Origin of the sequence: Desulfoscipio sp. XC116 (genome assembly GCF_039851975.1) — a bacterium.
Classification (GTDB): domain Bacteria; phylum Bacillota; class Desulfotomaculia; order Desulfotomaculales; family Desulfallaceae; genus Sporotomaculum.
In genome coordinates this window covers 2,907,303-2,927,950 of the sequence record NZ_CP156660.1, presented here as the reverse complement: position 1 = coordinate 2,927,950, position 20,648 = coordinate 2,907,303, and the positions used below count along the sequence as shown (strand labels likewise).

22 protein-coding genes are annotated in these 20,648 nt (G+C 48.9%); 19 read left to right on the top strand and 3 right to left on the bottom strand.

The genetic code is table 11. The features are described 5' to 3' along the window. The first annotated feature begins 99 nt into the window (after positions 1-99). From murC to murA, 3 genes are read left to right on the top strand one after another with little or no spacing between them, the layout of a single operon-like run. Complete coding sequence (murC, locus tag ABDB91_RS14040; protein WP_347488331.1) at positions 100-1,479, top strand: UDP-N-acetylmuramate--L-alanine ligase; 1,380 nt, start codon at positions 100-102, stop codon at positions 1,477-1,479. Beyond that, entirely contained in the window at positions 1,480-2,391 is a 912-nt protein-coding gene (gene murB / locus ABDB91_RS14035) for a UDP-N-acetylmuramate dehydrogenase (protein WP_347488330.1), read from the top strand. Positions 2,392-2,408: 17 nt separating this feature from the next. Continuing rightward, the gene (murA, locus tag ABDB91_RS14030) at positions 2,409-3,662 is read left to right on the top strand and encodes a UDP-N-acetylglucosamine 1-carboxyvinyltransferase (RefSeq protein WP_347488329.1); all 1,254 of its coding nucleotides are present in this window, start codon (positions 2,409-2,411) and stop codon (positions 3,660-3,662) included. Between the two features lie 541 nt (positions 3,663-4,203). On the opposite strand, the gene ABDB91_RS14025 is transcribed toward murA, so the two are convergent. Then, positions 4,204-4,383: an asparagine synthase gene (locus ABDB91_RS14025; RefSeq protein ID WP_347488328.1), complete on the bottom strand. Its 180-nt coding sequence runs from the start codon at positions 4,381-4,383 to the stop codon at positions 4,204-4,206. Between the two features lie 125 nt (positions 4,384-4,508). Further along, positions 4,509-4,697, bottom strand: a complete 189-nt coding sequence (locus ABDB91_RS14020) for a hypothetical protein (RefSeq protein ID WP_347488327.1) — start codon at positions 4,695-4,697, stop codon at positions 4,509-4,511. Positions 4,698-5,380: 683 nt separating this feature from the next. Here ABDB91_RS14020 and ABDB91_RS14015 point away from each other — a divergent pair. The 15 genes from ABDB91_RS14015 (at position 5,381) to ABDB91_RS13945 (ending at position 18,487) form a co-directional block, all read left to right on the top strand. Further along, positions 5,381-6,124, top strand: a complete 744-nt coding sequence (locus ABDB91_RS14015) for an FtsQ-type POTRA domain-containing protein (protein ID WP_347488326.1) — start codon at positions 5,381-5,383, stop codon at positions 6,122-6,124. A gap of 26 nt (positions 6,125-6,150) precedes the next feature. Further along, complete coding sequence (locus ABDB91_RS14010) at positions 6,151-6,855, top strand: DUF881 domain-containing protein (protein ID WP_347488325.1); 705 nt, start codon at positions 6,151-6,153, stop codon at positions 6,853-6,855. A gap of 19 nt (positions 6,856-6,874) precedes the next feature. Further along, complete coding sequence (locus ABDB91_RS14005) at positions 6,875-7,552, top strand: DUF881 domain-containing protein (RefSeq protein WP_347488324.1); 678 nt, start codon at positions 6,875-6,877, stop codon at positions 7,550-7,552. A gap of 214 nt (positions 7,553-7,766) precedes the next feature. Further along, complete coding sequence (locus ABDB91_RS14000) at positions 7,767-8,120, top strand: small basic family protein (protein ID WP_347488323.1); 354 nt, start codon at positions 7,767-7,769, stop codon at positions 8,118-8,120. A 62-nt stretch (positions 8,121-8,182) separates the two neighbouring features. Further along, on the top strand, positions 8,183-9,385 hold the full coding sequence (gene ftsA, locus ABDB91_RS13995) for a cell division protein FtsA (RefSeq protein ID WP_347488322.1): 1,203 nt from the start codon (positions 8,183-8,185) through the stop codon (positions 9,383-9,385). Between the two features lie 51 nt (positions 9,386-9,436). After that, positions 9,437-10,498, top strand: coding sequence for a cell division protein FtsZ (gene ftsZ / locus ABDB91_RS13990; protein WP_347488321.1), 1,062 nt, complete (start codon positions 9,437-9,439; stop codon positions 10,496-10,498). Positions 10,499-10,664: 166 nt separating this feature from the next. Continuing rightward, positions 10,665-11,573 (top strand): sigma-E processing peptidase SpoIIGA, encoded by a 909-nt coding sequence (locus ABDB91_RS13985; RefSeq protein ID WP_347488320.1) that lies wholly within the window; start codon positions 10,665-10,667, stop codon positions 11,571-11,573. Positions 11,574-11,606: 33 nt separating this feature from the next. Then, positions 11,607-12,329 carry an RNA polymerase sporulation sigma factor SigE gene (gene sigE / locus ABDB91_RS13980; RefSeq protein WP_347488319.1) on the top strand — a complete coding sequence of 241 codons (723 nt, stop codon included), beginning with the start codon at positions 11,607-11,609 and terminating at the stop codon, positions 12,327-12,329. An 88-nt stretch (positions 12,330-12,417) separates the two neighbouring features. Next, positions 12,418-13,191 (top strand): RNA polymerase sporulation sigma factor SigG, encoded by a 774-nt coding sequence (gene sigG, locus ABDB91_RS13975; RefSeq protein WP_347491611.1) that lies wholly within the window; start codon positions 12,418-12,420, stop codon positions 13,189-13,191. 41 nt (positions 13,192-13,232) lie between these two features. Then, the gene (locus ABDB91_RS13970; protein WP_347488318.1) at positions 13,233-13,382 is read left to right on the top strand and encodes a hypothetical protein; all 150 of its coding nucleotides are present in this window, start codon (positions 13,233-13,235) and stop codon (positions 13,380-13,382) included. A gap of 39 nt (positions 13,383-13,421) precedes the next feature. Continuing rightward, on the top strand, positions 13,422-13,718 hold the full coding sequence (locus tag ABDB91_RS13965) for a YlmC/YmxH family sporulation protein (RefSeq protein ID WP_347488317.1): 297 nt from the start codon (positions 13,422-13,424) through the stop codon (positions 13,716-13,718). Between the two features lie 327 nt (positions 13,719-14,045). Further along, positions 14,046-14,501 (top strand): transcriptional regulator NrdR, encoded by a 456-nt coding sequence (gene nrdR / locus ABDB91_RS13960; RefSeq protein ID WP_347488316.1) that lies wholly within the window; start codon positions 14,046-14,048, stop codon positions 14,499-14,501. Positions 14,502-14,610: 109 nt separating this feature from the next. Beyond that, the gene (nrdD, locus tag ABDB91_RS13955; protein WP_347488315.1) at positions 14,611-16,626 is read left to right on the top strand and encodes an anaerobic ribonucleoside-triphosphate reductase; all 2,016 of its coding nucleotides are present in this window, start codon (positions 14,611-14,613) and stop codon (positions 16,624-16,626) included. Positions 16,627-16,758: 132 nt separating this feature from the next. After that, on the top strand, positions 16,759-17,253 hold the full coding sequence (nrdG, locus tag ABDB91_RS13950; RefSeq protein ID WP_347488314.1) for an anaerobic ribonucleoside-triphosphate reductase activating protein: 495 nt from the start codon (positions 16,759-16,761) through the stop codon (positions 17,251-17,253). 124 nt (positions 17,254-17,377) lie between these two features. Further along, a complete protein-coding gene (locus tag ABDB91_RS13945; protein WP_347488313.1) occupies positions 17,378-18,487 on the top strand; it encodes a BsuPI-related putative proteinase inhibitor in 1,110 nt (369 codons plus the stop codon). Between the two features lie 79 nt (positions 18,488-18,566). Here ABDB91_RS13945 and ABDB91_RS13940 read toward each other — a convergent pair whose 3' ends face one another. Further along, on the bottom strand, positions 18,567-18,791 hold the full coding sequence (locus ABDB91_RS13940) for a zinc ribbon domain-containing protein (protein WP_347488312.1): 225 nt from the start codon (positions 18,789-18,791) through the stop codon (positions 18,567-18,569). 303 nt (positions 18,792-19,094) lie between these two features. Here ABDB91_RS13940 and ABDB91_RS13935 point away from each other — a divergent pair, with 303 nt between their 5' ends. Continuing rightward, complete coding sequence (locus tag ABDB91_RS13935; protein WP_347488311.1) at positions 19,095-20,645, top strand: MBL fold metallo-hydrolase; 1,551 nt, start codon at positions 19,095-19,097, stop codon at positions 20,643-20,645. The last annotated feature ends 3 nt before the right edge of the window (positions 20,646-20,648 follow it).

The window sequence follows — 20,648 nt, the reverse complement described above, 5'->3', positions numbered from 1 at the left end:
TATGTAACACCTTGTTTATATTAAGCATAATATAAGGTATCTTTCTCTCCCGACTGTCGTATATGCGCCAAAAGGGTGCAGGAAGGAGCTGATTAGCGGGTGCAGGATATTCCAGATAAGATACACTTTATAGGAATCGGCGGTGCCGGAATGAGTGGGCTGGCCAGGGTTTTATTGGATTTGGGCTTGGATGTCCGGGGTTCCGACATTAACAGCACGCCGGTGACTGAGCGGCTTAAGGCCAGGGGTGCCGCCATATACAAGGGGCACGAAGGTGCCCATGTCGGTGATGCCGAATTGGTGGTATATTCAACAGCTATAAATGCTGAAAACGACGAAATGCAGGCAGCCGGGGAAAAGGGTGTGCCGGTAATCCACCGGGCGGATTTGCTGGGTCTTTTAATGAATCGGCAAAAGGGTCTGGCAGTGGCCGGCGCGCACGGTAAAACCACTACTTCCGCCATGCTGGCGCTGGTTTTGGAAAAATGCCAACAGGATCCCACAATATTAATCGGAGGTGAATTGACTGATATTGGCGGGAACGCCAAGTTTGGACGGGGCCCATTCCTGGTGGCGGAAGCGGATGAAAGTGACCGTTCCTTTTTGAAACTCCAGCCTTATTTGGCAATAGTTACCAATATAGAGGACGATCATTTGGACCATTATGGTTCAGTCGAAGAAATCGTCGATGCTTTCCGGCAATTTATACACAAAATACCCGCTAACGGTACGGCGGTACTTTGTTTTGATGACGAGCGGATCAGGGCGATAGCCGAGGACTGTACAGGGAAGCCGGTGACTTATGCTCTGGATAACCCGGCTGCCGATTATACTTTGCGGGATATTCGGGTGGATGCAAGCGGGTCTGCGGGAGAGGTATTTTTTAAGGGGCGGCATTTGGGTCGGCTTGAACTGACGGTGCCCGGCCGTCATAACTTAGCCAATGCGCTGGCGGTGGTGGCGGCATGTCGTGATATTGGCTTGTCCTATAGCGATGTGGCTGAGTGTTTAAAATGCTTTCGGGGGGCCGGCAGGCGGTATCAACTGCTTGGCCGGGAAAAGGGGATTACCGTGATTGATGACTACGCCCACCATCCCACTGAAATTGCCGCCACGCTGCGAGCAGCCCGGCAGGTGCATTCCGGAAGGATTATTGCTGTATTTCAACCACACCGGTATACCAGAACACAATTATTGTTCGATCGTTTCGGGGTTTGTTTTAATGCCGCTGATTTAGTGATCATAAACGACATATATAGTGCCGGGGAAAAGCCCATTGCCGGGGTAACGGCTCAATTAATTGTAGATGCCGTCCATGATAACAAGGGAGTGCGTCCGCTCCAACTAGCCGCCGGAGAGGAAACTGTTGATTATTTAGCTGGGATGTTGCAGGAAGGCGATCTGGTGCTTACCATGGGTGCGGGTGATGTTTGGAAAACCGGTAAAGCACTGGTAAATAGGTTAAAGGAGCGTATATAGTTGACAAATACGGTACTCCACGCAGAATTGCGGCAAAGCATTAGTTGCCCGGTATGCTTGCAAGAGCCTATGAGTAAACATACCAGCTGGCACATTGGGGGACCCGCCGACCTGTTGGTTAAGCCTCGGAATGAAGAAGATTTGCGCCGGGCTTTAATATATGCGCGAGAAAATGACTTGCCGGTCACTGTTATCGGTAATGGAACCAATCTGTTGGTTGCTGATCAAGGTATCCGTGGTATGGTGATTAAAATTGGTCCGGGTCTCGCGGATATTAATGTGGATGGCTGTATGATCCATGCCGGCGCCGGTGTACCGCTGCCCTTATTGGCCAGGAAAGCCATGCTGGCCGGGTTGGCCGGATTTGAATTTTTAGCCGGCATACCGGGTACGGTTGGCGGGGCTTTGGTCATGAATGCGGGAGCTAATGGTTGTGCTATTGGGGAGCGGGTCAGGCGGGTAACGGCTTTTGACTATGCCGGTAACAGTTTGACATTTGAGGCGCATGATCTGATCTTTGCCTACCGTCGAAGTTGTCTGGCCCGGAGGAATATTATTGTGGCGAATGTTGTTCTGGAGGGAAGGCCCGACCGGGCAGAGGAGGTCAAGCAAAGGATGGAACTCTACCTAGCCCGGCGCAGACAGACTCAGCCATTGGAGTATCCCAATGCCGGCAGTGTTTTTAAAAACCCGCCCGGTAATTCCGCGGGGCGGTTGATTGAACTGGCCGGCTGTAAAGAGATGCGGGTGGGAAATATACAGGTTTCACAGCGCCATGCCAACTTTTTTGTTAATCTCGGTGGCGGTACTGCCGGTGATGTATTGGAGATAATAAGGCGGGTCCAGAATGTGGTGGAAGAAAAATGTGGTATCAAACTTGTACTGGAGGTGCAGAAGCTGGGCGAGTTTTAAGCGGAGGTGATGAATAATTGCAGAGATTTATGATCACGGGCGGCAATCGTTTAGTCGGTACCGTAAAGGTTAGCGGTTCCAAAAACGCCACGCTGCCTATTATAGCGGCCAGCCTGTTGCTGGACGGAAAGTGCACTATCAGGGGTGTGCCCCGCCTGCGTGACGTGGCAGTGATGAGCGAGCTGCTGGTCTATCTTGGCGCCGGTGTAGTTTGGGAAAAGGATGTTATGCATATTGATACGCAAGGGGTTGGCTGCCAGGATGTATCAGAGGAATTAATGCGGCGTATGCGAGCTTCCAACCTGGTGCTGGGACCTTTAATCAGTCGTTATAAGTATGCAAGAATTTCTTACCCGGGTGGCTGCAACATTGGTTCACGGCCCATGAATCTGCATTTAAAGGGCATGCAGGCCATGGGGGTGGTGATTAAGGAAAAGTTCGGCTATATTACCGCCCAGGCGGAGAAGCTTAAGGGCAGTGAAATATATCTGGATTTGCCCAGCGTTGGGGCTACGGAAAACCTGATGATGGCCGCAGTGCTTGCCGAAGGAAAGACAGTGATTCGCAATGCCGCCCGTGAGCCGGAGATAGTAGATTTGCAAAATTTTTTAAACTGCTTGGGCGCGCAAGTTAAAGGCGCGGGTACCGATACCATAAAAATAACCGGTGTTGACGGATTAAACGGGGCGGAATACACTGTAATACCCGATCGCATAGAGGCGGGCACCCACATGGTAGCGGCCGCCATTACCCGGGGGGATGTACTGGTAGCCAATGTCATCCCGGAACACCTGGAGCCCGTAATTAATAAATTGCGGGAAGCCGGAGTATACGTGGAGGTGAAAGATGACCTGGTCCGGGTGGCGGCGGATAAGAAACCACTGGCGGTTGATATAAAAACTATGCCCTACCCGGGTTTTCCCACTGACATGCAGCCGCAATTCATGGCCCTTTTAACGCTCGCTGATGGAACCAGTGTGATTAGTGAAACCATTTTTGAAAACCGCTACAAACATGTGATGGAACTGCGCCGGATGGGTGCGGATATTCGTTTGGAGGGTCACACGGCGGTTGTCAGGGGAATACCCGGTCTGTCGGGTGCCTGTGTGGAGGCCAGTGATTTGCGGGCCGGGGCCGCGCTGGTGCTGGCCGCTATGGCGGGGGAAAACGGCACGGTGCTTGACCAGGTGGATCATATAGACCGCGGCTACGAAAGGTTGGAAAATAAATATAACGCTCTGGGGGCGCGGATTATTCGAGTACACAGTTAATGTGGACTCTTTTTTGGTTTTATGGGGGACAAGCGCGGAGCTGCGGTATCCAATTTTACAGGTTTTCCGATTTCAAATCGGAAAACAAAACTTGGGATGTTCCGCAAATTTGCGGAGTGTTCCCGGTGGAATTTAATTATTTCAGCTACAACCGGAGGTGGAGTCTGGTTACTTGATTAATACGCATGATAAAGCAGAGTTGCTGAAACAATTAACTCAAATGTCTATCTCGAAATGGATATGTAATAATAGCAAAGCCGTCAATAACTTGATCAAACAAATAAAAAGTTTCTTGCGCGCTGCCACTCCGGTGCTAATAATATTAATCAGATCTGTTAAAAATATCAATGTGAGTACCAACCCCAACAGAGCACAGGTTATAGACGTAAACCATTCCATTATATATCACCTCTGTCAATTGTATGAACTGCCGGGCTAGAAATGCTTGGAATTATTTTATTCAGATGCATAAAAATGGATACACCGCTTTTTTATACAAAAAGAAAGGAAGCGTTTTAGGCTTCCTTTCTTGAACTCTCGTCTACCTAATATGGTTGGGGTTGTGTTGAACAAGGTCAATGGAACCCAAAATAATATGTGCCAATCCAAAGCCTGTTATACCCCATCCGATCATCGGGTTTACATTGCGCAGGGCCAGCCCCGTGGTGGTAACCGCCGCGCCTAAAACAGTGGGTATCAAGCCTTCGCGTACCACTGTCATCCCCCCCTGTTGGATTATTGAGAGTCCAACATTATTGTGTGGTTATAATCAATCTTTATACCTGTTAATGCTGTGAAGATAAACCCTGGATAATATTCGTTTTCTGGCCGCAATTACTTGCCGGACTAGCTTAGCCTGAGTTGACAGGAATCAGGGTCCTCACCGGATTCGCATACGTAAATTACTTCTGCTGCGTCGGCGGCCACTTGTTTGCCGGGGTTTTGACTTTGGGCCATATTCAATGCTTCATCTAAATTGTTGGCGGTAATTTCGTTGCATCTCATGCCCGGTCCCCGTACTATAAATTTGTTCATAATTATCACCTCCACTAAGATTTTGTCCAAGGTGGGCACATAAATTACATAATGGCTGATATGCAAATGGGCATACGTATAGTGCTAAAACGTATATTAAAATGTGTTTTTCCATGATTTATAAATGTGTTGGGGTAATGTCCGGATTATTAAAGGTGTTAGTGCGTTTTTGTAGAACAATGGCAAATAACCGGAGCTTAGGTGACGGTAATCTTGGATAAACGCCATTATCCATACACTTGTCGAATAAGGAAAGTTAATTCGGGGCGGCGCCTGCCGGGAGCTAATGGGGGTGAAGGGATCGTTTGCCGGGGACTGTGAATTGTAGAAAATGCAAACATTATTACATAACTTGGGATGCCAGATTTCCCAATGGCTGCAGGAGTTATGGAATTAAGAGCAGATATAGCCCGTCCAGTGAAGTTCTGAAAGCCACGGGGAAAAAGTGTTTATGCTTTCAAGATAAAGAAGATAAGCGTATTATATGTAATAATGATTAATTTTCATCTGCTGGCAGTTGAGTAATACTTTTTCTTGGACAAGACTAGCGAGGTGTTTTATAATTTAGATATTGAAGACGATTAGGGGGCTCATGAACAATACACCTTTTATAGCCGGATCTGTAGTTTATAGCGGCATGGGGTGCGGAAGATATTGTTTGATGGAAAGGAACGGGACAAGTTATGGTGGCAGGCCCGGTACGTGCCGTACATAAAAAGAAAAAATTTATTTTATGGCAGAGCTTTTTTTTAATTTTTATTGTGCTGCTGGCAGCCTATATTTTATTGCAATCACCTATCTTTACAATATCTAAAATAATTGTCCAGGGAAATAATAAGGTGACCGCTGGAGAGATAGTGCAGGTATCGGGTATTGTAACGGGAATGAATATTTTCAAAGCGGATTTGCACACTGCTTCCGCTAAGGTAAATGTGCTGCCCATGATTAAGGGTGTTAATATTATTAGAAACTTTCCCGATAACATAATTATTAAAGTTGTCGAGCGGGTGCCTGTGGCGTTGGTGGTGGTGGACGGAAAATTTGTGGAGCTGGATGCGGAGGGTTATTATCTGCGTGCGGGCAGTGCCGCCGCCACAGGACTGCCTGTGGTTACCGGAATAAATGTGCAGGCTGCGGGGCCGGGTAAAAAAGTTAAAGGAAAGGAATTGGATGTTGCCCTGCGGGTGGTGCAGGAATTGGGCGTGCAATTAAGGAACAGCCTGTCCGAGGTGCACGTTGGCAACGTGGGCTTGATAACGCTGTATACATTGGAAGGTATAGAATGTCAGCTTGGCATGCCGGAAAACGTGGCTGTCAAAGGTAATTATTTTTTACAGGTAATAAAGGAATTACAAGCAGGAGATAAGAATATTGAGTATGTTGATTTCTCGATTGTTAATTCGCCGGTTGTGAAATACAAAGATTAAAGGCAGGTTATTTTGGGGGAGCTGGCATGAAAATAAAGTCATATTACTGGATAATGGTTCTGGTCGGGTTGGTCATGGGGTTTATACTGGCGGTACAATTCCGGGTTACCAGGGATATCGCTGAGAATACACCGGATCTGGACAGAACTATTACATTAGCTCAGGAACTGGATAAAGCCCGCGATTCAAGGGATCAATTACAGGTCAAAGTGGATGATTTGCGGAATCAACTGGACAGTGCGGTAACCGGTCCGGAGTTATCCAAGCTAAAGGAGGAGCTGGATAAGGCCCGCCAGGAAGCAGGCATGAAGGAAGTGCGGGGCGCCGGTGTGGAGGTGACGCTCAACGATAGCAGTAAAGCCCTGCAGCCCGGGGATAACCCCAACTTTTACGTGCTGCACGACGGAGATGTACTGCGCACATTAAATGAGCTTAAGGCAGCCGGGGCCCGGGCCATTTCCCTTAACGGGCAGCGAATTATCTCCACTACGGAGGTCCGCTGTATCGGGCCGACCATATTAGTAAACAAGAATCAGCGGCTTAGTCCCCCGTTTGTCATTTCTGCGATAGGCAATCCGGAAACTCTGGCCGGTTCGTTAAAAATGAAAAACGGAGTAGTCGATTACTTGCAATTTTTTGGTATTGAGGTAGATGTTAAAAAGGTGGACAAGTTAGCTGTTCCCGCATATACGGGCGGTTTGGTGTTTAATTATGCGAAATTGAAGATGTGATACGGGAGGTGGTTTGCCGGTGCCCCAAAAAATTAGTATATATGCTTCAATTATGCTGGTTGCCGCAGTATTGGGGTTGATGCTGGCCCTGCAGTTTCGTACGGTTAACCGAGCTTCAAACGGCATATCCATTGACCGTGCCCGGGAGCTAACCGCAGAATTAAAGCAAATAAAAGAGGAAGAGGAAAACCTATCCAAAGAAATCAGCGACCTGACTTTTAAAATAAACCAGATAGATCAGGGTCAGGCCGAGGCTGTCAGTGCACTGGAAAGCGAGTTGAACAAAACGCGCATGAGCGCGGGGTTGGTTAGGGTAAGCGGCCCCGGAGTTGAATTGGTGCTGGATAAACCCGACATGGACGATGACCAGGCGCCACCTGAGTTAATGATGATCATTGGGGACGAGGATTTGTTAAACGCGGTTAATGAACTGTGGGGTGCCGGGGCGGAGGCAATATCCATCAATGGGGAGCGTATTGTTGCTACTACTGAAATCAGACTTGCGGGGTCTTTTATCAACATAAATTTAAATCGGGTGTTTCCTCCTTACCAAATACTGGCCATTGGCAATCCACAGGAGCTCATGGGTACCCTGGAGATGCCCGAGGGGCTGAAGGAACACTGGCGGGATATTGGTATTAAGGTGTCTTTGGAAAAATACGATGATTTAACTTTACCTGCCTATGGGAAGAGATAATTGCGAGGCGATGAAACTTTTTGAATAAAATCTGTAACGCTTAAAGTCCGTCATTGCGGGGAGCGAAGCGGCGCGGCAATCTCATGTTGGGCTGTTTACGCGGTTTGAAGATTGCTTTGCTTGCGTTCGCAATGACAATTGCAAGCATACCGGAAGAAAGTAACCTGAGCTTTTTTCAGAATAGATCTAAGGGAACGGCGGGTGACAATGTCTTATGTGGATGGGTATCATTTTAGCTTTGGTGGGCCTGGGGGTCGGCGTAATGATTGGATTTAACATACCGGTGGTTTTACCGCAGGACTACGCCAAATATATGTCTGTTGCAGCACTGGCGGCACTGGATTCGGTTTTCGGCGGTATCAGGGCTGCTATTGAGGATAAATTTGACCAGAGCATATTTGTCACTGGATTCTTTAGTAACGCACTCTTGGCGGCCGGACTTACTTTTATCGGTGACCGGTTGGGTATTGATCTTTATCTTGCTGCAGTTGTAGCTTTTGGTGTGCGGCTGTTTCAGAATTTGGCCATTATTCGCCGTCACATTTTAAAAAATAAAATTAATAAATAAAAAGGGAATTATTACTGGATGTTGAATTTACAATATAAGTAAAGGTGGGGAGGTAGGCCTGCTTGGCCGGGACAGTTCAAAAAGATGTGGCGGTTGGTCTTGATATTGGCACATCCGGGATATACGTGGCTGTACTAAAAAACGGTTACGGGGCCAAACAGGAACTTTTGGGCCTTGGTTATTCCCCCTCGGTGGGCGTGGAAAAGGGCCGTATAGTTAATCCCGAAGAAGCCGCGACGGCTGTAAAAAAAGCCGTGGCTGATGCCAGGGCCGCCGCCGGGGTAGCCTTTACCTCTGTTTATGTAAACATTGACGGGCCGGAGCTGGCTGCCGGGCCCGGCAATGTAAAGCGAGCAATTGCCAGGCGGCAGGTAATTGCCCGGAGACACTTGCAAGAATTGTACCGGCATTTGTGTGAAACTGTTTTACCGGCGGAATGGCTAGTTGTACAACTGGTTAATAACAGCTTTTATATAGATGGCAAGCATGTTGACAGGCCTTTGGGTTGTCGGGGTCGAGAGCTTGGTATGGAGGCCGTGGTCCTGGCCGTTCCTGAGAGGCAGATGGAACAAACTTTGCTGTGTTTGCGTAACGCAGACCTGAAAATTGCTCAAACCGTGGCCGGTCCGTTGGCTATCGCTCAAACGGTGCTGGCGGGGGTAGAGCGACAATTGGGTGTAGTGTGCGTGGATATTGGTGCCGGTATAACCAAAGCGACTTTTATCAACCACGGTATACTGTATCGTTTAAACGTATTTCCCGTGGGGGGCGGTCATATCACCGCTGACCTGGCAGTGGGGCTGCATACTTCTCTAAAGGCCGCTGAAAGAGTAAAAATTGATTATGGATTAGGTTCGATCGCCGGTCATGTAAATGTTCCAAATTTGTCGGGAACAGACTGTAATGTTATTTCCGGTGAACTGGTACATAGAATTATCAGGTCGAGAAGTGAGGAAATACTTGAGTTTGTAAAACAATTTATTAAAAATTTGAAATTGGAGGCGTCACTGCCCGGGGGGATTGTTCTAACCGGGGGAGGAGCCCTGCTGTGTGAATTACCGGAATTGGCGCGGGATTACTTGAAGATACCTGTGCGCAGAGGGTATAACGTGCTGCTGGAGGGAAAAGCGTCCGAGGATGCTTATCGATATACCACTGCCGTTGGGCTGGCTCTCTGGGGAACTGAGCATGGACAGGCGAACTGTGAGGCAATGCGAATGGCTGAGGGGGGGTTTGTCGGTCGTTTTAAGAGTTGGCTTCGCTAATACTTCTAATAACTACGAAAATTATCAATCTCCGAGAAGGAGGATTTTTTGATGCTGGATTTCGAACTTGACCTGGATCAATACGCGCATATCAAGGTGATTGGGGTGGGCGGCGGCGGCAACAATGCTGTTAACCGGATGATCAGCGCCGGTTTAAAGGGTGTGGAATTTATATCGGTGAATACCGATGCCCAGGCGCTGCAAATGGCTCTGGCCAACGTTAAGATACAAATTGGCGCCAAGCTGACTAAAGGGCTGGGGGCCGGGGCAAATCCGGACATCGGCCAGAAGGCTGCAGAGGAAAGCAAAGACGATATTGAACAGGTGCTGCGTGGCGCCGATATGGTTTTTGTAACCGCCGGTATGGGTGGCGGTACGGGTACCGGAGCTGCGCCGGTGGTGGCTGAAATAGCCAAGGAAATGGGCGCCCTGACTGTGGGTGTGGTTACCAAACCGTTTACCTTTGAAGGCAGAAAGCGTATGCTGCAGGCCGAGCAAGGTATCCAAAACCTTAAGGAAAAGGTGGATACTTTAATTACTATACCCAACGATAGACTGCTGCAGGTAGTGGAGAAGAATACCTCTATTGTCGAGGCATTTCGCATTGCCGATGATGTGCTTCGGCAGGGCGTGCAAGGTATTTCCGACCTAATTGCCGTGCCGGGACTAATCAACCTTGACTTTGCGGATGTAAAGACTATTATGAAGGATACCGGTTCCGCGCTGATGGGAATCGGGCATTCCAGTGGCGATAACCGGGCTGTGGAATCGGCCCGGGCGGCTATTTCCAGCCCGCTTTTAGAAACCTCCATTGAGGGAGCGCGGGGAGTTTTGCTTAATATTACCGGCGGTACGTCACTGGGTTTGTTTGAAGTAAATGAGGCCGCGGAGATTATCGCCCAGGCGGCGGACCCGGAGGCCAATATTATATTTGGCGCGGTAGTGGATGAACGCATGGAAGACGAAGTGCGGGTTACCGTAATTGCCACGGGTTTTGATTATAAACAGTACACCAATACGCAAAAGCAAAAGGCTGCCGATGAAAGGCCCGAATCTAAACCTTTCACTACCCATGACGATTTGGATATTCCGGCTTTTTTGCGTAGGAGATAATGTCGAAGAGAAATGCACGGTGTGCGACACTTAATAACAAATTTTACCAGCCCTGACGTGTATAATAGAGTCGGGGCTTTTTTATTTGCCGTGATTATCATAACTATAAAGTACAGGCCATATTTATGTAACAGAGGTTTTTGCCTCGCTGTGTTGGGGGAAACCAATGCCATCTTATGTAGTATATATAGACCAGGTTTTTATTGGCAGTCTGGTAATGAATATGATGATTCTATGGGTCACGGCCAGACTGGGAAATACCGCTTACAGCCGGTGGCGGCTGCTGGCCGGGGCCGCGGTGGGCGCCCTGTACTCGCTATTCTTGTTTATCCCGGCTATGGAAGGGTATTTGGGACCCGGTTATAAGCTGTTGGTATCCTTTTTAATGGTGGCGGTGGTCTTTGTGCCCGGGCCGCCTAAAAAGGTACTGGTGCTGTTGGCTTACTTTTATATCAGTACCTTTGCGTTGGGCGGCACCGTGCTGGGGATTATCAGCTTCCTGCAAAAAACCGCCTTTGACGTTCGGCTCGTCGGTGTTATGCAGGCGGTGGATGCTTTTTTGTGGTATGGCATATTGCTGGCTTTGTTAATGTATTGGTTTTTGGGCCGGGTAGTTCCCGCGGTGTTGCGTAAGCGTCTAATGCTGCCTTTGCTCAGAGCTGATCTAACAATACGCCTGGGCGAACGGAAAGTTTGCCTGCAAGCGCTGCTTGATACAGGTAACAGCCTCAGCGATCCACTCACCGGTCACCCGGTGATTATTGCCGAGTATGCAGCGATAAAGGAAATATTGCCCGATCAAGTGTGTGCCGCGGTAGAGTCTCACGGGCGAGACGATGGTGCGTCCGTGCTTGTTGCGCTGGGTGAAAACATTCGGGCGGGTAACTTTCGTATTATACCCTATCGGTCGGTAGGGCGGGAAAACGGTTGGCTGCTTGGTTTTCGCCCTGATGAGGTGGAGCTTAAGCGCGGAAGTAACCATATTAAAGTTGGCAATGTAGTGGTCGCCCTTTACCGGGACTGCCTGCAGGGTGACACTTCATGCCGGGCTTTGCTGCCCGCCGGTTTATTGTAAGCTTTTTAATTTTATTCGGGGGGAGAGTGTTTAATGCTGCTTGGGAGAATGAGATTATTCCTGCGTATTACAGCGTTAAAGATACTGCTGCGGCTGGGGTTGAAATCGGATGTTTACTATGTGGGCAGCAGCGAAGCTCTGCCGCCTCCGCTAACCACAGATGAGGAATCTTACTTGATTAATAAGCTGGAGTCGGGGGACGGTGCTGTGCGCAGCGTACTGATTGAAAGAAACCTGCGCTTGGTGGTATATATAGCCCGTAAATTTGAAAATACCGGGGTTGGTATCGAAGACCTGGTTTCTATCGGTACCATTGGATTAATAAAGGCCGTAAACACATTTGACCCCGCTAAGAAAATTAAACTGGCCACTTACGCTTCCCGGTGTATTGAAAATGAAATATTGATGTACTTGCGGCGAAATAATAAAACCAGGACCGAGGTTTCTTTTGACGAGCCGCTGAACATCGACTGGGACGGCAATGAGCTGCTGCTTTCGGATGTATTGGGTACGGAAAATGATATTATCCATAAGTATATAGAAGAAGAGGTTGATCGCAAGTTGCTCCACCTGGCTTTACAGAAATTAAACGGCCGGGAGCGAGGGATAATGGAATTGCGGTTCGGTCTTAAAAGCGGCAAAGAAAAAACCCAAAAAGAAGTGGCGGACATGATGGGTATATCCCAATCTTATATTTCCAGACTGGAAAAGAGAATCATTAAACGTTTGAAGAAGGAAATCAATCGCATGGAGTAAGCCGGTCCGGCGGCATGTATAAATCACCAATCCCGAGGTAATAATGAAATTGAGCTCAGCATATGTCATGGGAAAGGATGGTCTGTCCATGCTGGTCAACAAGGTTGAGATTTGCGGCGTAAACACATCCAAACTCCCGGTTCTATCCAGTGTTAAGATGAAAGAACTTTTTATTGCACTGCAAAACGGTGATTACCCAGCCCGCGACCGGCTGATCAACGGCAACCTGCGGCTGGTGCTCAGTGTTATTCAGCGATTCACCAACCGGGGTGAATATGTGGATGATTTATTTCAGGTGGGTTGTATCGGTCTGATGAAGGCTATTGATAATTTCGACCTATCTCAGAACGTAAAGTTCTCCACCTATGCGGTGCCTATGATAATCGGCGAAATCAGGCGTTATTTAAGGGATAACAATCCCATACGGGTGAGCCGCTCATTGCGTGATGTAGCTTATAAAGCTTTGCAGGTACGCGATTCACTGGTTAACAAACACTCCCGGGAGCCATCCATTAATGAAATTGCCAGTGAGCTAAAAATGCCCCGGGAGGAAATTGTTTTTGCTCTGGACGCTATTCAAGAACCCATTTCTCTATTTGAGCCTATCTTTCATGACGGCGGTGACCCCATCTTTGTTATGGATCAGATCAGCGATGAAAAACATTTGGATTTAACCTGGCTGGAGGGTATCGCCATTCGGGACGCTCTGCGCAAGCTCAGCGATCGCGAAAAATTAATCCTTACTTTGCGGTTTTATGAAGGTAAAACGCAAATGGAGGTGGCCGAGGAAATTGGCATCTCCCAGGCTCAGGTTTCCCGATTGGAAAAAGCGGCTCTGCACCATATGCGTAAACATGTGTGATTATACAGGCAGGCGGTTAAACCTTCCGGGAGGTGCTGTGCTTGCTTAAAAAACCGGTCTGGTTAGCGATTGCCTTATCAGTCCTTTTGGCGGTGCCGGTGCACGGGGCCGCGCCGCCGGACGATGATGCGGTATATGCTTATAACCAAAACAATTTATTTTATGAAGAGGACTTTTTTCGTTCAGATTAAACTGATACCCTCATATACATATGTATGGGGGTGTTTTAGATGGTTAAAATCTCCGATTTGCGTATGCGGGAAGTTGTTAATGTGGCGGACGGGCGCCGTCTCGGTCCCATAAAGGATATAGATATCAATTTGGATGAGGGGCGCATCAACGCTATTATATTGCCCGGACACGGCGGGGGCGGCGGTGGAAAGCTTATGAGTTTTATCGGGCGTGAAGAAGAACTGGTAGTGCCCTGGCAAAAGATCAAAAAAATTGGCGTCGATGTTATTTTGGTGGATCTGTCTTTTAATCTGTCGGGTGCTGAACTGCACGGCGGTATTAAAGAAAAATGGTAATAATTATATCAACCGGTAAAGGCATTTGTCCGGTATTTGTGTTTTCCTCACCAATCCCCGGCGCGTACGGCGTTACCGGGGTTTTTAATCAAATTCCAGGACTCCCGCTTTCTATAAGTGGGAGTCCTGTTTTTACCTTAATCAAAAACTATGTATTCTTGTGTTTTTAAGTTTCTCTTTTAGCAAGGTATAGCAAAATGATTAAAATATAGTTTTTGACGGCAGTTTCCCTTTTTGGCTTTAACAACAAAGTTTAGTATAATTAAGTGTCAAGAAATACTATATGTATTGTTTTGTTCTAATTTAAAGCATGGGCGGTGAGTTGATGTGCGATGCCCCTATTGCGGTACTTTTGACAGCCGGGTATTGGATTCCCGACCCGCGGAAGAAGGTAATTCAGTGCGCAGGCGCAGGGAATGCGGCGAGTGCGGTAAGCGGTTTACCACTTACGAGCGGGTGGACGAGCTGCCGTTGATGGTGGTAAAAAAAGATGGCCGGCGGGAATATTTTGACCGGCAAAAGCTGCTGGCCGGTCTGATTACGGCCTGCCAGAAGCGTTCCGTACCTATTATTTTATTGGAGGAGATGGTTGGTGAAATCGAAAGAGATTTAAAAAGCATTACGGATAGGGAAGTACAAAGCAAAGATATAGGTGAGCAAGTTATGGTGCGGCTGCGGGATTTAGACGAGGTGGCTTATGTCCGCTTTGCCTCGGTATACCGTGAGTTTAGGGATGTCCAGGGCTTTATGCGGGAAATAGAGCAGCTGATTAAAGATAATTAATAACCGGCGGTTAAGTATATAACCGTGGTTCGCCGCACATTGATCTATGCAATGCGTTGTTATATATAGTATGTGCAAAATATAAATGCGACTTGAGGAGGCTAACTAGTTGTTAAAGGTTATCAGGAAGCGGGACGGGCGTGAAGTGCTCTTTGACGACACCAAAATTACCGATGCTATTTTTAAAGCGGCCCGGGCAGTGGGCGGTGAAGATAGGCAAACGGCCATGGAACTCACTATCGAAGTGCTGAAGGTGCTAAGGAAAAAATATAACGGTACTATCTTCGGCGTGGAGGAAGTGCAGGACATGGTGGAAAAGGTGCTCATTGAAGCGGGTCACGCCAGGACTGCCAAGGCATATATTCTTCATCGGGACAGGCGTACGCGCATCAGGGATGCTAAAAGTGACCTGATGGATGTGGTGGAGGAAATACTGGAAGAAACCAGCCGGGAAAATGCTAATATCAGCAATTCCCCTTCGGCTAAAATGCTTCAAATAGCCAGCGCGGCCAGCAAGAAATATTATCTCACCAGGCTGATACCCGAGGAATTTTCCCAGGCCCACCAGCGGGGGGATTTTCATATTCACGATTTGGATTTTTACGGAAAAACATTAACTTGTGTGCAAATCCCACTGGGGCGGCTTTTGGCCGAGGGGTTTGATAATGGGCACGGTTATATTCGCCCGCCCAAACGGCCTAACTCAGCTACTGCCTTGGCGGCCATCATATTGCAAAGTTCTCAGAACGACATGCATGGCGGGCAATCCTTTGCTTTTTTTGACCGTGATATTGCCTCCTATGTGGAAAACGCCAGCGATGATGAAACTTACCAGGCCATGGAGGCCCTGGTATATAACCTCAACAGCATGCACAGCCGCGCCGGAGCTCAAGTCCCTTTTAGCTCCCTTAACGTAGGCACTGAAACTTCCGAGGCGGCCCGCAGGGTAACGAGAAACCTGATTTTAGCTTACGAGTCCGGGTTGGGCCGGGGTGAAAACCCTATTTTCCCGAATATTATATTTCGTGTGCAGGAAGGGGTTAACTTTAATCCTGGCGATCCCAACTATGATCTGTTTAAGCTGGCTTTACGGGTGGCGGCCAAGCGGCTCAACCCAACCTTCAGCTTTATGGACGCCAGCTTCAACAAGGAGTGGGGCGACCAGGTAAGCTACATGGGCTGCCGCACCAGGGTGATGGCCAACCGCCGGGGGCCGGCGGTGACCGACGGGCGGGGCAACCTTTCATTTACCACTATCAACTTGCCCAGGGTGGCTATTCAGGCGGAGCGGGATATGGATAAATTCTTCCATTCGCTGGATAAACTGATGACCCTGGCTATTCGCCAGCTGTACCACCGGTTTGAAGTGCAGGCCAAGTTAAAAGTAAAGGATATGCCTTTCGTGATGGGGCAGGGGTTGTATCTGAATTCCGGCAAGCTCAGGGATTGTGATCCCATTCGGGAGGTTATCGTAAACGGCACTTTGTCGGTTGGTTTTATCGGGCTGGCTGAGACGCTGACGGCCTTGACCGGCCGGCATCACGGGGAAGACAGCGAGTCCCATGCATTGGGTCAACAAATTGTGGCCCACTTGCGGCGTCGCATTGACGAGGCTTGCGAGGAATATGACCTTAACTACACGCTTTTGGCCACTCCGGCGGAAGGCTTGAGCGGCCGGTTTATCGCCCTGGATCGCAAGGATTACGGTATTATTCCGGGCGTGACCAATAAGGAGTATTACACCAACTCTTTTCATGTACCGGTTGATTTTCCCATTTCCAGCTTTGATAAAATCAGCCTGGAAGGGGTTTACCACAAATACTGCAATGCCGGGCACATCAGTTATGTGGAAATGGCCTCGCCGCCGGTGCATAATCCCGAGGCGATGGAAGCTATCATCAGGCATATGAGGGAATGCGACATGGGCTATGCCGCAGTGAATTTTCCGGTAGATTTCTGCATGGGTTGCAATACTCTGGGCGTTATTAATGAAGATGTTTGTCCCCGTTGCGGGTCCAAGGCTATCCGGCGGGTGCGCCGCATTACGGGTTACCTCAGTACGGTGGACCGGTTTAACGATAGCAAGGTGGCCGAGCTGCGCGATCGTATAGTACACGAGTTTTAACAGGCTTTGGAGTGACCTTGGGACTTGCGGCAAAAGCGCCGGCTTATGGCCGAATAAGCTTTGTGGACACCAGGCGGGGGAACGTTTGCCGCGGTAAAAGCCGCTTGGCCGGCAGTTATGGAAGGTGTTGCGATGCGTATAATTAAAATATCCGGCATTATCAAAGAAAGCGTGGTGGATGGTCCCGGCTTCAGGCTGGTGATATTCACCCAAGGTTGTCCCAGGCACTGCCGGGGGTGCCATAATCCTGATTTGATTCCGGCTGGTGGTGGGCGTGAAATGACTGCGGGTGAGGTATTGCAATTAATCAAGCAAAATATTTCACCGCTGACCGGAGGAATTACCTTCAGCGGCGGCGATCCGCTGATGCAGGCGGATGCGTTGCTTGAAATATTGCGGTTGGTGCGCGAAGAGTACCCGCAATACAGTATCTGGGTATATACCGGGTATACCTTTGAAGAAGTCAAAACATGGCCGGTGCTGCAATATATTGATGTATTGGTGGATGGTCCTTACGAAGAGGACCAGCGCGATATTTCTCTGGCTTTCAGGGGGTCACTGAATCAGCGGCTTATAGATGTACCGGCTTCCCTGACCGGTGAAATACGCTGTCTGACGCTTCCTTAGTGTCAAATATTTAAATAATTTTTTTTCGGCTTTACCACCATTCTCCAGCAAACTAAATAGCACTTTTCCTTCCTTTGGTACATAAAAATGTGTAGAGGTTTATGAGCGAAAGGAGGGATAATGAGTGACGTATACAGTACAACCCGGCGATACATTGGCATCCATTGCCTACCGGCACGGTACTACCGTGCAGCAGTTGGTTGAGTTGAATAATATAGCTAATCCCAATTATTTATGGGTAGGACAAAGAATAGATATTCCGGATAACGACAGCCCGGTTGGACGGCCGGGCGGTATGGGCGGCACGGGGGGGGACCCGACCGCCAACAGAATAGTGGACGGCCTGCGCTATACCATTAGCACCGACCGGGCTCGTTATCAGCGCGGAGAACGGGTGCGCATAACCTTTAGAAAATGTAATATATCGGGCAATACCATTAGGCTGCGCTATAATACAGGCCAGCGCTATGATTTTGTGGCGCTGCGTAATGGCCGGGAAGTCTGGCGCTGGTCGGACGACCAGTTTTTTACTCAGGCTGCCGGTACGGAGGTGCTGCGGCCCGGTGAATGTCGTACTTATAATGCCACCTGGGACCTGCGCAACAAGCAGGGTAATTTTGTAACCCCGGACAACTTTACCATTCGGGCCTTTAATGTGGCTCGAACCTTAAGCGGTCAGTCGGTGCAGGTTACTATCCAAGTGGTGCGATCCGGGCAGACACCGACCCCGCCCCCGACCCCGCAGCCCTGCCCGAAAACCAACATGTTATCCGATCCGGGTATCGAAAGGTGGCTGGATGGAAATACACCCGCTGTCTGGTCGGGTAATAATGTCTTTCGCACTACGGCGGCTCATGCGGGTAATTATGCCGCGGAGCTGGGCAGGGATTCCGGACGCCAGGCTGTGCTGTCCCAGACGGTAGATGCCGAACCCAATCGCATTTATCAAATAACTTTTTGGGGTATGGAGCATGTACGGTCCGGGCGGACGGCCAATTTTGTACTGGAAGCGGAAATATTTATATACGACAGCGCGGGCCGGCTGATCGGACGGGTTGATCCGGCTTATACTCCGGGTGTTCTGCCTAATAATACTTACCAGCAGTATACCTTTACTTCCGGGGTGCTGCCGGCACGTACCGATCGTGCGGAGCTGCGCTTTGTATTCCGGCCCCGCACCGGCAACGACAACACGGTACGCATTGATGATGTAGTAATGACCTGTGTTCGTTAAATGTATGTGTCGGAAACTTAAAGGCAGCCTGTAACAATACGGCTGCCTTTATTAAATCAAATCGTTTGTTATGGCCTCTTTAACGGCCGCATGAGCTGCAGTTGGAGGAACTGCAAGTACTGCATCCGCCGCCTCCGCCGGTAACCGGATCGTCAGACCCTTTTTTGCAAAATCCCGACATAACTCTTCGGGGTGCCGGGGCTGAGCAAGCGGGACATTGCATATTTGCACCGCTTTCGCCTACGGAGCATAATTTTTCAAAACGGTGTCCGCATTTATGACAACGGAATTCGTAAATCGGCATTTTATACACTCCCTTCTTTTTATAATGTATGGCGAGCGGCCTTCACTGTCAAGGGGGCATCAGCTATTTTTTTCGGTGCGTTCGGTAAATTACTTTTTCCTTCTTATTTTGCAGGGATTACAGTTCAAAAAGTGAATAATTAATTACATTATCAATTCTGCATAGTACTACATAATACTATGCCCTAATTTTAAAAGATTAATAGAGTCATGTGGATGCTTTGGACGATCTCTGGTGTATTGAGGGACCGAATGAGAGACAGTGGAAATATCCCCGTGGCTTACTAAACAGCGGGAGGCTAAAATGCGGATAACTTTTTACGGCGCGGCTCAGACAGTCACCGGTTCGTGCCATGTTGTGGAAGCAGCCAACAAAAAAATAATGATTGATTGCGGTATGTTTCAAGGTCACCGCTTGTCCCGTGAGCGCAACTACCTGCCTTTTTCCATGATACCCCAAACAGTGGATTATTTGCTCATCACTCACGCGCATATCGATCACAGCGGTTTGGTTCCCAAGCTGTATAAGCACGGGTTCCGGGGCCGGGCACTGGCCACCGGGGCTACCGTGGATTTGCTGGAAGTGTTGCTGCCCGACAGCGGCCATATTCAAGAAATGGAAGTAGAACGATTAAACCGCAAGGCCATGCGGGCGGGTAAAAAACTTATTGACCCTATTTATACTGCCGAAGATGCTTTTGATTGTGTAAAAAAATTTGAGCGGGCAAAATATAACCAGGTTATAAGCCTGGATGAGAACATTTCTGTGCGTTTCATGGACGCCGGTCATATACTTGGTTCGGCTATACTGGAATTATGGGTGCGTGAGGGAACTAAACAAACCAAGCTGGTATTTAGCGGGGATTTGGGGGCCATCGGCAAGCCCTTCGTCCAAAACCCCACGCTTATAGACGAAGCGGATTACCTGGTCATGGAGTCTACTTACGGTGCCAGACTGCACCGCGACAAGGGCAACCGGTTGGAAAAATTGCGCGCGGTGATTCAGGAAACCTATGATAAGGGCGGCAACCTGATTATTCCTGCCTTTGCCGTGGAGCGTACTCAAGATTTGCTTTATGATATTAATTTATTGCTGGTGGAGGACCGGCTGCCTCCGATGCAGGTGTATATTGACAGTCCCATGGCTGTAGCCGCTACCGAAGTTTTTAAACGGAATTACGAACATTTTGATCAGGAGACCAGCCGGCTCATATCAAAAGGAGATAACCCGCTTACTATGTCGGTGCTGCACTTGTCCCGCACTGTGGAAGAATCGCGGGCACTTAACGAGCTAAAAGGCGGGGCTATTATAATTTCAGCCAGCGGCATGTGCGATGCCGGGCGCATCAAGCACCATTTAAAGCATAACCTGTGGCGGCCTGAGAGCACTGTGCTGTTTGTAGGTTACCAGGCTCCCGGTACCAAGGGGCAGCGGCTGCTTAGCGGGGTGCCCTCTATTCGCGTTCATGGTGAAGAAGTTAAGGTGCGGGCGGATATCAGATATATAGACGGTTATTCATCGCATGCCGACCAGCAGGGATTGTTGGATTGGGTGAATGCCTTTGCACAAAAGCCCGGCCGGGTTATGTTGGTACACGGCGCCCCGGAGGCGCTGGCGGTGATGGAAAAGGTGGTACCGGAAAAAACCGGGATCAGCGCGTATGCACCGTCCTGGCAGGAAACCATAGATCTAACCCCCGGAGTTGTTTTCAGCGCCGAGGAATTGCAAAGGGCCTACCATGCCATGGCATCAAGAATGGACGGTTTTTTGCAGTCCTCACCCAGTTCAAGCGATTTCGAGCGGGTAATGGAACAGTTAAAACAATTGGCATCTTTGCTTGATAAGGTTTCCTAAGCA